The organism is Luteibacter anthropi, from assembly GCF_011759365.1.
Classification (GTDB): domain Bacteria; phylum Pseudomonadota; class Gammaproteobacteria; order Xanthomonadales; family Rhodanobacteraceae; genus Luteibacter; species Luteibacter anthropi.
On record NZ_JAARLZ010000016.1, the window covers coordinates 38966 to 53154 of the forward strand.

The 14189-nt window shown below is 63.2% G+C and carries 14 protein-coding genes and 2 tRNA genes; 3 read left to right on the forward strand and 13 right to left on the reverse strand.

Annotated features, from left to right (window positions below):
- Window positions 1-52 precede the first annotated feature (52 nt).
- On the reverse strand, window positions 53-472 hold the full coding sequence (locus HBF25_RS21060; protein ID WP_166952516.1) for a CopD family protein: 420 nt from the start codon (window positions 470-472) through the stop codon (window positions 53-55).
- A 173-nt stretch (window positions 473-645) separates the two neighbouring features.
- Between HBF25_RS21060 and HBF25_RS21065 the strand changes: the two genes are divergently transcribed.
- Window positions 646-2862 carry a TonB-dependent receptor gene (locus tag HBF25_RS21065; protein ID WP_166952519.1) on the forward strand — a complete coding sequence of 739 codons (2217 nt, stop codon included), beginning with the start codon at window positions 646-648 and terminating at the stop codon, window positions 2860-2862.
- A 480-nt stretch (window positions 2863-3342) separates the two neighbouring features.
- Here HBF25_RS21065 and HBF25_RS21070 read toward each other — a convergent pair whose 3' ends face one another.
- Both HBF25_RS21070 and HBF25_RS21075 read right to left on the reverse strand, forming a co-directional pair.
- Window positions 3343-3642, reverse strand: coding sequence for a hypothetical protein (locus tag HBF25_RS21070; protein WP_166952522.1), 300 nt, complete (start codon window positions 3640-3642; stop codon window positions 3343-3345).
- Complete coding sequence (locus HBF25_RS21075; RefSeq protein WP_166952525.1) at window positions 3632-3922, reverse strand: hypothetical protein; 291 nt, start codon at window positions 3920-3922, stop codon at window positions 3632-3634. The genes HBF25_RS21070 and HBF25_RS21075 overlap by 11 nt, the downstream gene beginning before the upstream one ends.
- Before the next feature lie 829 nt (window positions 3923-4751).
- Here HBF25_RS21075 and HBF25_RS21080 point away from each other — a divergent pair.
- Entirely contained in the window at window positions 4752-6185 is a 1434-nt protein-coding gene (locus tag HBF25_RS21080) for a hypothetical protein (RefSeq protein WP_166952528.1), read from the forward strand.
- Window positions 6186-6805: 620 nt separating this feature from the next.
- On the opposite strand, the gene HBF25_RS21085 is transcribed toward HBF25_RS21080, so the two are convergent.
- Together HBF25_RS21085 and uvrB are read right to left on the reverse strand one after the other, a co-directional pair.
- Window positions 6806-6880 (reverse strand) — tRNA-Val (locus HBF25_RS21085).
- Window positions 6881-6938: 58 nt separating this feature from the next.
- The gene (uvrB, locus tag HBF25_RS21090; protein ID WP_166952531.1) at window positions 6939-8960 is read right to left on the reverse strand and encodes an excinuclease ABC subunit UvrB; all 2022 of its coding nucleotides are present in this window, start codon (window positions 8958-8960) and stop codon (window positions 6939-6941) included.
- A 124-nt stretch (window positions 8961-9084) separates the two neighbouring features.
- Here uvrB and HBF25_RS21095 point away from each other — a divergent pair, with 124 nt between their 5' ends.
- Window positions 9085-9576 (forward strand): GspH/FimT family pseudopilin, encoded by a 492-nt coding sequence (locus HBF25_RS21095; RefSeq protein ID WP_166952534.1) that lies wholly within the window; start codon window positions 9085-9087, stop codon window positions 9574-9576.
- A 108-nt stretch (window positions 9577-9684) separates the two neighbouring features.
- On the opposite strand, the gene tmk is transcribed toward HBF25_RS21095, so the two are convergent.
- The 8 genes from tmk to ppnN all read right to left on the reverse strand — a co-directional run bounded on the left by tmk (window position 9685) and on the right by ppnN (window position 14103).
- Window positions 9685-10308 carry a dTMP kinase gene (tmk, locus tag HBF25_RS21100; RefSeq protein ID WP_166952537.1) on the reverse strand — a complete coding sequence of 208 codons (624 nt, stop codon included), beginning with the start codon at window positions 10306-10308 and terminating at the stop codon, window positions 9685-9687.
- A 170-nt stretch (window positions 10309-10478) separates the two neighbouring features.
- A tRNA-Asn gene (locus tag HBF25_RS21105) sits at window positions 10479-10555 on the reverse strand.
- 70 nt (window positions 10556-10625) lie between these two features.
- Window positions 10626-10898, reverse strand: coding sequence for a hypothetical protein (locus HBF25_RS21110; protein ID WP_166952540.1), 273 nt, complete (start codon window positions 10896-10898; stop codon window positions 10626-10628).
- 66 nt (window positions 10899-10964) lie between these two features.
- A complete protein-coding gene (locus HBF25_RS21115) occupies window positions 10965-11570 on the reverse strand; it encodes a DNA-3-methyladenine glycosylase (RefSeq protein ID WP_166952543.1) in 606 nt (201 codons plus the stop codon).
- Window positions 11570-11704 (reverse strand): hypothetical protein, encoded by a 135-nt coding sequence (locus tag HBF25_RS22485; RefSeq protein WP_279588233.1) that lies wholly within the window; start codon window positions 11702-11704, stop codon window positions 11570-11572. Before HBF25_RS22485 ends, HBF25_RS21115 begins: the two co-directional genes overlap by 1 nt.
- Window positions 11705-11722: 18 nt before the next feature.
- Window positions 11723-12361 (reverse strand): SOS response-associated peptidase family protein, encoded by a 639-nt coding sequence (locus HBF25_RS21120; RefSeq protein WP_166952546.1) that lies wholly within the window; start codon window positions 12359-12361, stop codon window positions 11723-11725.
- A gap of 72 nt (window positions 12362-12433) precedes the next feature.
- Window positions 12434-12589: a DUF3309 family protein gene (locus HBF25_RS21125; RefSeq protein WP_166952549.1), complete on the reverse strand. Its 156-nt coding sequence runs from the start codon at window positions 12587-12589 to the stop codon at window positions 12434-12436.
- 116 nt (window positions 12590-12705) lie between these two features.
- Entirely contained in the window at window positions 12706-14103 is a 1398-nt protein-coding gene (gene ppnN / locus HBF25_RS21130; protein WP_166952552.1) for a nucleotide 5'-monophosphate nucleosidase PpnN, read from the reverse strand.
- Between the last annotated feature and the right edge of the window lie 86 nt (window positions 14104-14189).

The window sequence follows — 14189 nt, forward strand, 5'->3', positions numbered from 1 at the left end:
ACGGCAGGTCCGGCGCCCATCCTGGCTCCTGTGCGTCTCAAGCCGTGAGACCTCAGAACGGCTTGGCCACGACAAGGAAGATGATCGCCAGCAGGACCAGCACGGGCAGCTCGTTGAAGATGCGCAGCGTCTTGCCGCTGGGCAGCGCGCCACCGGCCATGCTGCGCTTGAGCAGGCGCCCGTTCCAGATGAAATAGGCCAGCATCACGGCCACCAGGGTCAGCTTGGCATGCAGCCAGCCGCCCGTGATCCCGAAATAGAGCCAGAGCACCAGGCCGAACAGGAAGGCCATGCCGAACATGCTGTGGCCGAACTTGTAGAGCCGGCGTGCCATCAGCTCCAGCCGGGCTCTCACGGCCGGCTCGTCGCCCGCCTCGACCACGTTGACCAGGATGCGCGGCAGGTAGAACACCGTCGCCATCCAGGCGATGACGAACAGGATATGCAGGGACTTGGTCAGCAAATAGGCCACCGTCTGGCGCTCCCTCGTGAAAGGTCGCCAGTGTAGCCGCTGGCACGGCCAACCCGGTGCGGCACAGCGCCCCGGGGGCGGCACGTATCCCGGGCCCCGGCTCTTCTATATAATGCAAATCATTCTTATTAACATTCGTTATTTCTTTCGTTCTCGCCAGCCCAGGATCCACCATGTCCCGCCCCTGCTTCTCCCCCGCCCGCCTCGCGGCTTCGGTCCGTCTCGCCCTCGCGAGCACCCTCCTCCTCGCCACCGCCGCCCACGCCGCGGATGCCGACGTCCCCGACAGCCAGCGGAAGGCCAACGAGAACTCCACCACCCTGTCGGGAGTGCAGGTGCAGGCCAATGTCGCCCCGCCCACCGCCGCCTACGCTGGCGGCCAGGTCGCCAGGGGCGGCCGTTTCGGCGTGCTGGGCAACCAGGACACGATCAACGTGCCCTTCAGCATGACCAGCTATACGGATACGCTGATCCGGGCGCAGCAGGCGCGCACCCTGGGTGATGTCGTGGACAACGACCCCGCCGTGCGCACCGGCTTCGGCTACGGCAACTACTCGCAGGTGTTCACCATCCGCGGCTTCCAGCTGGACAGCGACGACATTGGCTTCGACGGTCTCTACGGCCTGCTGCCGCGCCAGCTGCTCGCCCCCGAACTGATCAGCCGCGTGGAAGTGTTCAAGGGTTCCAACGCCTTCCTCAACGGCATGAGCGTCGGCGGCTCAGGCATCGGCGGCGCCATCAACATCGCGCCCAAGCGTGCTGAAAAAGACCCCATCACCCGCGTCGGTGTCGATTACGGCAGCGACAGCCAGATCGGCGAAACGGTAGACATCGGCCGTCGCTTCGGCGCCAACAATGAATTCGGCCTGCGCGTGAATGCCGTGCATCGCGAAGGCGGCACCGCCATCGATGGCGAGAAGCGTCGCGTCACCGCGGCTTCGGTGGCGTTCGACTACCAGGGTGAGCGCCTGCGCGTCACCACCGATGTCGGCTACCAGAAGCAGGTGATCGACGGTGGCCGTTCGGTCGTCTTCATCGGCAGCGCCACCAGCGTGCCGCGTGCGCCGTCGGCCAGGACCAACTACTCGCAGGCGTGGTCCGGCTCATCGCTGGAAGACACCTTCGGCGTCGTCCGTGCCGAATACGACTTCACGCCGTGGCTTACGGGTTACGTCGCTGCCGGTGCGCACCACGGGAACGAGTTCGGCGATTACGTAAGCCCCACGCTGAAGAACAACGTCGGCGATGCGACCGAAGGCCGTTTCACCGTGCCTTACATCGCCGACACCGGCACGGGTGAAGCAGGCTTCAACGCCAACTTCAACACCGGCGACGTGACCCACCGCGTTACCCTTGGTTTCTCGGCACTCAGCACGAACAAGAAGGCCGCCTACGCGGGCTCCAGCTCGTTTACCACCAACATCTACGACCCCGTGCAGGTCGCATTGCCGAACTACTCTTATAACGTCGGCCCGATCAGCAGCCCGGGTTATACCGGTCGCACGCAGCTGCGCAGCCTCGTGCTGTCCGATACGCTCGGCTTTCTCGACGATCGCCTCCAGGTTACCGTGGGTGCGCGCCGCCAAAAGCTGCACGTGGTCGGTTACGCCTACGCCGTCAACGGCGTGAGCGGTGCGAAGAATTCGGAGTACGAGCAGTACTCCACGAGCCCGGTCGTCGGCGTCAATTTCCGCCTCAGCGACCAGTGGGCGATCTACGCCAACCACATCGAAGCACTCACCCAGGGCGGCCAGGCTCCGGTGAACTTCAACGGCAAGCCGGTGACCAACAGCGGCCAGGTGTTTGCCCCGTACAAGGCCAAGCAGAACGAAGTCGGCGTGAAGTGGGATGCCGGCAACATCGGCAGCAGCCTCGGCCTGTACCAGATCAAGCAGCCGAGCGCCTATGTCGATGCGACCAACACCTATGTGGTGGATGGCGAGCAGCGTAACCGTGGCGTCGAGTGGAGTTTCTTCGGCGAACCGGTAAAGGGCGTGCGCATCCTGGGCGGGGCTAACTACGTGCAGCCGGAGCTCGTGAAGACGCAGGGCGGCCTCAACAACGGCCACGACGCCATCGGCGTACCGCGCTTCCAGGCCAACGCCGGTGTGGAGTGGACCATTCCGAACACACCGGATCTCACCTTCAGTGCGCGTGCGGTGCGTACGGGCAAGCAGTATCTCGACGCGGCCAATGCACTGCGTGTTCCGGCGTGGACCACCTATGACATTGGCGCACGCATCACGCCGACGCTGGAAGGCAAGCCGGTCACGTTCAACGTGAGCGTGGAGAACCTGACGAACAAGGGTTACTGGGCGTCTGCGACTGGCGGCTACCTGACGCAGGGTATGCCGCGCACCGTGATGGTGTCGGCGATGTTCGACCTTTGATGGGCGTGGCGGGAGAGCGGTTTCCGCTCTCCCGCTGGCGCCTGCACCGTGTTGCGGAGTGCTTCGTAGGGTGGGCTCGCCTTGCGGCCTCGCGCTCGGCGCTCTTGCGTGGCGGCGAGCGAGCCGGCGGGGCCGGCCCTTGGCGCGACGGCCTGCGGTGTCCCTCGGGAAAGGAGAGCCGCTGCGCGGCTTAGTGTCTTATGGCTTCGCCCCTTCGGGCCCGGGGAGCGTGCGGGGCTTTTCGACTCGGCCTCCGTGCCTCGGCGAAAAGGGCCGGCCTTCCTGGCCGCCCCCGCTACGCGGCCTTTTCCGCCCACTCCCCTCACCTCCGTCAAGTCGCGCCAAGGGCCGACCCCGCCGCCTCTCCCCACCGCACCGTGCTTGTGTAGGAGCGCGCCTTGCGCGCGACCGGGTATCGCGAAACATTTGATCTGATCGCGATACCCGGTCGCGCGCAAGGCGCGCTCCTACAAAAAACTGCTACACCTCCCAGCGCGACAACACCCAGAACGCCACTGCCCCTGACGTCGTCAACCCCATAGCCGTCATCGATAGACGAAACACGACAAACGCCGTTTCATCGGCCGGATGAATCCACACCTGCATCATCAGCTGATTAATCGTCAACAACGCCACCACCGCGCTGGCAAACGCCGCCACGGCAAATCCCCGCGCTCCACGCGTGGCGATCTTCATACCGTCGCGGCGATCCACGAACACCAGCACGTTGATTACCATCAACGCCAACGCCATCGTGATCTGCACGATTTCAATCCCCATGAATGACGTCCTCCGTATCGCGTAACAACGGCGAATCAAACAATACCTGTGTATGCGCCCGCTGCACGCAGTAATGCCCTACGGCGACCAACGCCGCCACGCCACCGATGGCCAACGCCAGATCGCGACCATCGCTTTCGCATGAGGCTTCATGCGCAGCTTCCACCAGCACCCGCGCCGTCCCCTGCGCATACGCCAACCATTCCGTCGCTTCATTAAGCAACCGCTCGGTGGACGCATCGTCATCGTCCAGAATCCAGTGTTCGTTGATGTCCTTCATAGACAGCTCCCTAGGTCAGCACCGCCCTCTCCTCCCAGGTGTGGCACGCCATGGACTCCATGAACGTGCCACGGGGTAACGCAACGTCAGGTTGACGTTTTCTCGCGCATCGCTCCGGGACGATGAGGCCTGCCGGCGTGTCCGTGACCGGACGCCGGGCGGCGTGATTGTCGAAGTGGATGCGGCGTCAGCAGGCCTTTACCGCACAGCCGGCAACGCGCCGGGTGCTGACGGCAAGGCTTCAAGCGCAGGTGCGCGGCTCACGCCGCGGTTCGTCAACCGCGTTCTGGCAGGGCCGGAACGGCCCGGGCACCGGCAGGTGGGCCACCGCGGAGAAGCGGCGGGCGGACGAGTGACGTAGAATAGCTTTTAGCCATTGGACGATTCCTTGCTAGTTTGCGCTAGTTGAGGAGGACTCGGTGGTTAGTGGGCCGGGGTGACGCCAATCACCCCGGTTCCACGCCCCCACCGCCTTGGAGCGAAGGCTGCCTGCGAAGTACGAGTGAAACGCGAGCGCGGGCAGCGGTGACAACGTAACAAAACAACACAGAATTGTCTGTAGGCGGCGCCCGCATAAAGTTGCCCTGTTCTTGTATTTACCTCGCCTACCGAAAGGCAGGAACTGTGCGTATTGCGAATGGGTGAATCCCTTCATGATCGGTCTCCTTGTGCGACTGCCTCTCGCAACCATTCTCCACTCATAAATTCCTTGATACGTCAAAAACCCGTGCGCGATGAATTTCCGGATTCGTTCCTACCTCAGGTATTCCGATGTAGATTCGCGACAGGAAGCGTAGGCGAACCGAGTCACCTCACCAGGAACCGACACATGGGAAATTCGAAAGCGTGGGCTTTTGCTGCCATAACAGCGGCGGCAATGATGTCAGGAACAGGGAAAGCAAGCGCACCAACACCGAGTGGCTCGTTCGCGATGATGGCGGCGACCAGTAACTGCCCAGCCGATACCTCGGGAGACCAGAACACGTGCTACATGACGAACCTGGATCAGGCACTGAAAGCCGTCACAAATCTCCAGACGGCGGGCGTCGAATACTTCATGCTTCCTTCCGCTACGACGGCAGAAACCGAACTCATGGCATCAGCCATCGAAGCCAGAGGTGGAAAATTTCTTACCATGGAACGATGGACGTTCGAGGACGCCGTTAATAAGGGCGCTGGCACGTTCAGCTGCGACAGCTACACTGCCAATCGAATCAATGCGCTTCTCGTGCCGCTTAAAAAACAGCATCCAGATTCATTTTTCGGCCTCGAGTTGAAAGACGAACCACCTTCCAGCACACATTCAAATCTAGGGTCTATGGTCGCTTGTGTCCGCGCCCAACCTCTACTATCAGATCTGAAAATTTTCGTAAATCTGGTACCAGTCAACGCAAACGATGCAAGCCTCAACGGCCCAAAGTCGCCGGAGGATATCCCGGATGCCCTCAAGCCCATCGATATTGGAATCGACTGTAATAGCAACACCCTGGTAGACCGGACAAAGTTCAACGCGATGGTGGCCCGTTACACCGACCACGTCATATCTGCCTTGGACAAAATAAAACCAGACTACATCGCCTACGACATCTATCCGTTCAATGCGGCACTAGATAGCTGCACTACGGCCCGCGAGCAACTTATGACCGCAAATGCGAGCATCATTGCGCAACAGGCAAACGTTCGCGGAGTTATCCCGATTGCGTTCTTACAGAATGTGCAACAAGCCGTACCCACCGGGAGCCCATACGATCCAAGGCACGCCTCGTTCCACGAACTTCGGTGGTTCGCCGCATGGTTCTATGCTTTCGGTGGACGAGGCACGGCGAACTTCCTTAGTCACGATTGGGAACAGTACTTCGGCATGCTCGATGCCTCGAACAACCCTCGAGACATTGCCATCGAACAACAAAGTGTTTTTGGCTTCACGCATCAGGTCCAGGATGCGCTAGGTGGATATACCTACGTCGATTTCGTAGCGCCTTGGCTCGGGGTCCCGACCGCCGCCGTGGTCGGCTGGCTGCCAGCGCAGAACATCATGGCTAGCGAGTTCACGAATCCTGACAATGGTTCGAATATCGTTGTATTCGTAAATCGAAATAACGGCCCTACACCAATCACTCTTGTCGGCTTGAACAAATGGCGTACGAAAATCGAGAAGCTGAATTTCTGGACGGGCTTATGGGAGACCGTTGGACAAAGCACGAACGCCATCAGCGTCGACTTCGGCGACATGCCCGCTGCTGTTTACCGCTTAACGGACTGAAATATTCCTTAATCAGTACGTACCGGCCGCAAGAACTCAGCCGGTTTTCGGTGATGCCAGATAACAATCAGGACGTGACGCAAAGTGCCGAACGATCGTGGTCCGAGGTATTTTCGCCATCGAACTTGTGATCCTGCTCCGGTTGCAAAGGCCGGACGTCCTGGCCAATCTGGCGTCGCGACTTTTCCGTTCGTATTCATCACTTCCATCCAGGCGCGCTCCTGCAAGGGTGGGATGTCGCAAAGACTGATCGCCGACGCGATCGGCTTTCACCGAATATAGGCGAGGCACGGGATACTTCCGGTCGCGCGCGAGGCGCGCTCCTACAGGGGGTCGAATCGGTGGGAGGGGCGATCTCAACCGGTCGATGCAACACCGGCGTCTAATCGGGAAATCCCGCTCCGGCGTCCGCGCCCCGAAGGGGCCAGGCGACGTGCGGCCGAAGGGAACGCCAAGCGCTCCGCTTGCCCCGGTCCCCACCGCTCATCGCGCCAACGGCGCACGCCCACGCACAGTCGCGCACATGAATGAATCAACCGCCAAAACACAGGCAAAGAAAAAGGAGCCTCACGGGCTCCTTATGTCTTGGTCTTCATGCCACTAACCCGATGGAGGGAAAGTGGTGGGCGGTACAAGGATCGAACTTGTGACCCCTACCATGTCAAGGTAGTGCTCTACCGCTGAGCTAACCGCCCGGAAGAGCTGCGCAGTTTACCGGCACCCAACCCCTCGTGCAAGGGGTCAGGTGAAAATTCATCGCAGGGCCCGTTCCCGCAGGCGGTGGATCTCGTCGCGCAGCTTGCCCGCCTCCTCGAATTCGAGGTTCTGGGCGTGCTTGTACATGCGGGTTTCCAGCTTCTTGATCGTGACGCCCACCTGCTCCGGGCTGAGGCTGGCGTAGTCGGCGGCCTGCTCGGCGACCTTCTTCGCATCCTTGCCCTTCTTGCCCTTGCCCCGCGAGCCCAGGTCGGCGCGCGCGCCTTCCATGATGTCGGCGATGCGGCGGACCACGGTCTTCGGCGTGATGCCGTGGGCCGTGTTGTATTCGATCTGCTTCTCGCGGCGGCGGGCGGTTTCGTCCATCGCGTCCTTCATCGAGCGCGTGATCTCGTCCGCATAGAGAATCGCCTTGCCACGGACGTTACGTGCCGCACGGCCGATGGTCTGGATCAGCGAGCGCGTGGAACGCAGGAAGCCTTCCTTGTCGGCATCCAGCACCGCCACCAGCGACACCTCGGGCATGTCCAGGCCTTCGCGGAGCAGGTTGATGCCCACCAGCACGTCAAACTCGCCCAGGCGTAGGTCGCGGATGATTTCGGTGCGCTCGACCGTTTCAATGTCCGAGTGCAGGTAGCGCACCTTGACGTCGTGTTCCGAGAGGTAATCGGTGAGGTTTTCCGACATGCGCTTGGTCAGCGTGGTGACCAGTACGCGATCGCCCATGGCGATGCGCAGGCGGATCTCGCCCAGCAGATCATCCACCTGCGTACGCACCGGACGCACTTCCACTTCCGGATCGATCAGGCCCGTCGGACGCACCACCAGTTCGACGATATTGTCTTCGGCCTGTTCCAGTTCGTATTTCGCCGGCGTCGCCGATACGTAGATCGCGCGCGGCTTGCGGCGCTCCCATTCCTCGAAACGCAGCGGACGGTTGTCCATCGCCGACGGCAAGCGGAAACCGAACTCCACCAGGGTTTCCTTGCGCGAACGGTCGCCCTTGTACATGGCGCCCAGCTGCGGCACGGTGACGTGCGATTCGTCCACCACCATCAGTGCATCGGGCGGCAGGTAATCGAACAGGGTCGGCGGCGGCTCACCCGGACCTCGGCGGGTCATGTGGCGCGAATAGTTCTCGATGCCCTGGCAGAAACCCACCTCGGCCATCATTTCCAGGTCGAAACGCGTGCGCTGTTCAAGGCGCTGCGCCTCCACGAGCTTATTGTCTCGATACAGCTGCTCCAGGCGCTCCGACAGTTCGACCTTGATCGTCTCCATCGCGTTCAGCACGCTCTGCCGCGTGGTGGCGTAATGGGTCTTCGGGTACACGGTGTAGCGCGGTACGCGGCGCAGCGTTTCACCGGTGAGCGGATCGAACAGCGAGAGGTTTTCGACATCGCCGTCGAACAACTCGATGCGCAGGGCCTCGCTCTCGGATTCGGCCGGGAACACGTCGATCACCTCGCCGCGCACGCGATATGTACCGCGGCGCAGTTCCATCTCGTTGCGGATGTACTGCAACTCCGTGAGCTGGCGGATCAGCGCGCGCTGGTCGATATGCTCGCCACGCGAGAGGATCAGGCGGAGGCTCATGTAGTCCTCCGGATCGCCCAGGCCGTAGATGGCGGAGACGGTCGCCACGATCAGTGCATCCTTGCGCGACAGCAATGCCTTCGTGGCCGCCAGGCGCATCTGCTCGATGTGATCGTTGATGCTCGAATCCTTCTCGATGAAGGTATCCGAGGCCACCACGTACGCTTCGGGCTGGTAGTAGTCGTAGTAGCTGACGAAGTACTCCACCGCGTTGTTCGGGAAGAACTCCTTGAACTCGCCGTACAGCTGCGCCGCCAGCGTCTTGTTCGGTGCCAGCACGATGGTCGGCTTCTGCACCTGCTCGATCACGTTGGCGATCGTGAAGGTCTTGCCCGAGCCGGTCACGCCAAGCAGGGTCTGCGCCGCCAGGCCGGCCTCGAAGCCGTCGACGAGCTTGCGGATGGCCTCCGGCTGGTCGCCGGACGGCTTGTAGGGGGAAACGAGCTGGAAGCGATCAGTCATAGATGACGAAATGCGGGTGCGGACCCCGAGTTTAAAGCGCGGGCGCCCACGCGGCGTGACGTAGCCGGCTGGCGGCGAATGACTGCTGACAAACCCAGTATCAGGCGCCCTGCCTGGATATCCGATGCCACACCACCCTTCCCCGGGCTTTACCCTCGCCGAACTGGTCGTGGTGCTTGCCATCGTGGGCCTGCTGGCCGCCTTCGCCGTGCCGGCCTATCGGGAGACCACCATGCGCCGGCAATTGCGTATTGCCGCCGAGGAACTACGGGCCGATCTGGATCGAGCCCGGCTACTCGCCATCACCACTGGCGAGCCGGTGCACGTCATCGCCCACGACGGCACACGGCGTTGGGCCGGGGGCTGGAGTGCCCGGCAACGCGGCGGCATCGTGACTTCCATCGGGCATCCGCCGCTGGATGCCCATTTCCGCACAGGGCGTCGCCAGCCAACCATGGTTCATTTCAAACCCGATGGCACCGTCATCCAGGGCCACACCCTTACATTGTGCGCAAGGAAGCAGTCAGCGACCGCCATGTCCATCGTCATTGCGCTCGCGGGGCGCATACGTACCGACGCCTCCGACCCGGCCGACGCCCGCGATTGCGCGCGATGATACCCAACGAAAAAGCCACGCATTCCTGCGTGGCTTTCGATACGGCGGGACACCTGCGACAAGTGGCGTAAGCACCTTCAGGCGATCGCTCGCCTTGAGCGCACAGCCTCAACCGTGAGCAAGCTTTCGCGCGATGGCCGCACGCACGTGCTGCATGGCCTGCACGGCCACGGCATCTGCCTCGGCCGACGCATCGACGACCGCCGTATGCGCCAGATCGAGCGAGCGGAAAATCTCCCGGCAACGCGACAGATTGTCGTTTGTCTCGAAAAGATTCGGTGCATCGCCACGTGCGCGAATGCGGCTCAGGCCGACGGCCGGAGGCAGGTCGAGAAGGAGCAGGAGGTCGGGGCGCGGTGCGAAGGCATTCGCTTCCATGACCTTGTCGACTGGCAGCCCTGCGGCGCCCTGATAAGCCACGTTGGAAGGGAAATACCGGTCGAGGATGACGACTTCACCCCTGGCGAGCGCGGGGCCGATGAGTTCCTCGACGTGCTGCTTGCGGTCCTTGATCAGGAGGTCCAGTTCTTCGTCGGGTGTCAGACGGCCTTCCGCAGCGGAATTGCGCATCTTCATGCCCCACGGCCCCGTGGTCGGCTCCTTGCTGAGCGACACGGTGGCGCCGTTACGCGTCAGCTCGTCGCTGAGGGTGCGTGCGAGGGTCGTCTTGCCGGCACCGTCGATGCCTTCGATGGCGATGAGCAGACCGCCGGGAATGGGATGAAGTGCCATAGGGCCGGACTTTACCTGATTTAGCTCGCCAGACTAGCGTCGCTAATTTTTGGACCAATGCTACGAAACGTCCGCGCGGCGTACCCTGCTTAGAGAGCTAGTGACCTGCGTGATCGGCAGCAGCTTCGAAAAAGAAAAGGGCCAGCATTTCTGCTGGCCCTTCTCGAATATGGCGCCCGAAGTTGGACTCGAACCAACGACCCCCTGATTAACAGTCAAGTGCTCTAACCGGCTGAGCTATTCGGGCGGGGAGCTACGTATTTTGTGGATATCGGGGTGGGCTGTCAAGCGTTGTCTTCACATTCCGTTTCATCCACTCAACTGTCGATCTGGGTGATCGACTGGATGCGCCCGTTGACCACCTCGAACTGCACGGATTTGCCGTCGCGGAAGTATTCCAGGCGATAGCCCCGGAGGCCACCGCGCGAGGTTTCGATGGGCGTTTCGCGATCCGGCTTGCCCATGACTTCGCGCAGGCGGCCTTCGCTGTCCCCACTGCCCAGCACCTTCGAACCGGAGCGATAGGTGTCCGCGGCGGCGCTGCCGATGACGAGCAGCGTGGCGAGACCGATGACGAACATGCGCTTCATGCGACATTCCTTTGACTGGGTGGACGTAAGCCTAACGGTGGGGGCCATCACGAGGCCAGCCCCGTCCTAGGCACGGGAAACGTGGGTATTGCCCGCCACATACCAGCGCCACAGCAGGTCCGTGCCTTCGCGGATGCCGATGCGTGCCGAGCCGGGCACGTTTTCCGGCGCAGGCGTGCCGTCGTCGACCACCGTATAGCCGTCCCGCGCGCGCACCAGGTCGATGCCGTTCTGTGCGCCGGTGATGCCCAGCGCCTGGGTCAGGCGGGCCGGGCCGCTGCACAGCTCGCGATCTTTCTTCGCCTTCGGGCGGGCCTCGCGCATGTGCTCGATACCGGCGATCGGTTCCAGTGCCCGGATGAGCACGCCGGAGCCTTCCCCGTCCTCACCGCAGACGGTGTTGCAGCACCAGTGCATGCCATAGGTGAAGTACACATACATGTGTCCCGGCGGCCCGAACATCACTGCATTGCGTGCCGTCTTGCCGCGATAGGTATGGGCGGCCGGATCGATGGCCCCGCAGTACGCCTCGACCTCGACGATGCGCCCTGCCCGGCCATCGGCGCAGGCGAGCACCTTGTTGAGCAGCAGGGGCCCTACGATCCGCGGATCGCGCTGGAAGAACTCACGCGGCAGGATGCGACCCGGCCAGCGCGTGGAAGAACGAGGCATCAATGCTCCAGCGGCTCGCCATCGGTGTCGGGATCGGGACCCGGACGCTCCACGGGTTCATGGTCCAGCGGCGGCGGCGATGTGCCGGATGGCAAAGGCTCCGCATCAGGAACCGGGCGGAAGCGGCGCGGCATGGCAGGTCCTCCGGCGAATCAGGCGTATTCGTCACCGGCATGGGCATAGGCCGTGATCGGCGACCGGTACGGTGAAGGATAGTAGCGGAGCTCGACATGCGCCTGCCCGGCCAGGGCCTCACGCGCCTCTTCCGCGCTGCCCGAGAGCCAGGCCGACCATGCATCCGGCGCGATGAATACGGGGTCACGGCGGTCGTTCAGGCCCCTGGCCAGCAGGGAGTACGAGAGCACCCCGTCCCCCGAGCGGTTCCAGAGCCCTGCCATGCACAGCAGGCGGCCCCGGACGGGGCGCGCCAGCAAGGCGTCGTCGTGGTCTTGCGCCACCAGCAGTCCGGTCGCCGGAACGAGGCAGCGGCGACTTCCGAAGGCCTCACGATAGGCCGGTCGCTCATGGGCGCCATCCGCCTCGACGAAGGCCGTACGGGCCGCCAGCGCCAGCCGATCGGACCAGCCGGGCAGCATGCCCCAGCGCTTGCCGTGCAGGGAAGGATGCCCATCCACGCAGCAGACCACGGGGGCATAGCTGCCGGGCTCGATACGGGGAAAGACGCCATAGGCACCCAGCGCGGCCCTGGGATCGATGCCCAGGGCGCGCAGCGCGCTCCTTGCGCCACCAGTCACCGCCCAGGGCGGCATGAGTTCGTAGCAGGCGTCCATGGCCTCATGATCGCGCGTTCAACCGGCCCGGACCGTGCGTCCGTCGCATTCCGGCCACGAACGCCGGCATGGTCAGAAGACGCCGAGCAACCAGCAGACGAGGATGATCGCGAGGATCACGCCGATGCCGCCGCTGGGACCGTAACCCCAGCTACGCGAGTAGCCCCAGGTGGGCAGGCCACCGACCAGGGCAAGAAGCAGGATGACGAGAAGGATGGTAACGAGCATGGGCAACTCCGGCCGTAGGCGCTTGTCAGGTCGCGCATCCTCGCTCGGAGTGCCGTCTAGGCATCGTGATGCCGGGGCCGTGCCCCGGCATCACGTTCAGCGGGCGGAAAGCCGGCTCAGGTGCGAACCACGTAGCAGGGCTCGTACGCGGTGCCGCCGGGGAGCTTCATGCGGTGCTGTTCGACGAAGGCCTTCAGCAGGTCGTCGAGTGCACGCATGATTTCCGGCTCACCGTCGATCACGAACGGGCCGTGATCGGCGATGGCGCGCACGCCCTCTTCCTTCACGTTGCCGGCCACGATGCCCGAGAAGGCACGACGCAGGTCGGCCGCCAGCTCGTGGCGCGGACGGTCGCGGTGCAGCGCGAGACCGGCCATCGCCTCGTGGTTGGGGCGGAACGGCTGCTGGAACGGCAGCGGGATGTCGAGCGCCCAGTTGAAGAAGAAGGCGTCCTTGTTGTCCAGGCGGTGGTTACGCACCTTGTCGATGCCCGCCACCATGGCGTGCGCCACGGCCGCCGGGTCGTCGATGATGATGCGGTAGTGCTCCGCCACGCTGTCGCCCAGGCAAAGGCGCAGGAAGCGATCGATCTGCTCGAAATACGGCGCCGACGCCTGCGGACCGGAGAAGATCAGCGGGAACGGAATGCCCTTGTTCTGCGGCAGCAACAGGATGCCGAGCATGTAGAGGATTTCTTCCGCCGTGCCCACGCCGCCCGGGAACACGATGATGCCGTGGCCGAGGCGCACGAAGGCTTCGAGACGCTTCTCGATGTCCGGCATGATCACGAGGTTGTTCACGATCGGGTTCGGCGACTCGGCCGCGATAATGCCCGGCTCGGTCACGCCGATATAGCGGTTGCCCTTGCGACGCTGCTTGGCATGGGCAATGGTGGCGCCCTTCATGGGGCCCTTCATCGCGCCCGGGCCGCAGCCCGTGCAGATGTCCATGCCTCGCAGGCCAAGCTGGTAGCCCACCCGCTTGGTGTATTCGTATTCGTCGCGCGAGATCGAGTGACCGCCCCAGCAGACGACGAGGTTCGGGTCCACCTGCGGGCGCAGGATGCGCGAGTTGCGCAGGATCTCGAACACGGCATGGGTGATGCCCACGGTTTCGTCGAGGTCGAAGCCGCCTGTCTCCAGCTGCGTGGAGATGTAGACGATGTCGCGCACGACGGCGACCAGCAGTTCGTTGATGCCGCGGATGATGCGGCCGTCGACGAAGGCCTGCTCCGGGGCGTTCTTCAGTTCGATCTTGATGCCGCGGTCTTCCTGCAGCACCTGGATGTCGAAATCGGGGTACTGCTCGAAGATGGAGCCCGGCTCGTCGGACAGGTTGCCCGAGGTGAGCACGGCCAGCGCGCAGCGGCGCAGCAGCTGGTGGAGGCCGGACCCGCTGGCGTCGCGCAGGCGGGCGACTTCGTTGCGGGAGAGGATATCGAGACCGCCGGCCGGCGAAACGCGGGCGCTGACCGTCTTGCCGGAGACCGGTTCTCCGAACTGGTTGGCATTCATGGAGTTACATGTCCTTCTGACCGCGAATTAGCGGCGAACTCCGCTCCGGGGTCTGGAGCGGACCTCTTAGGATCACGCGGGGCGCC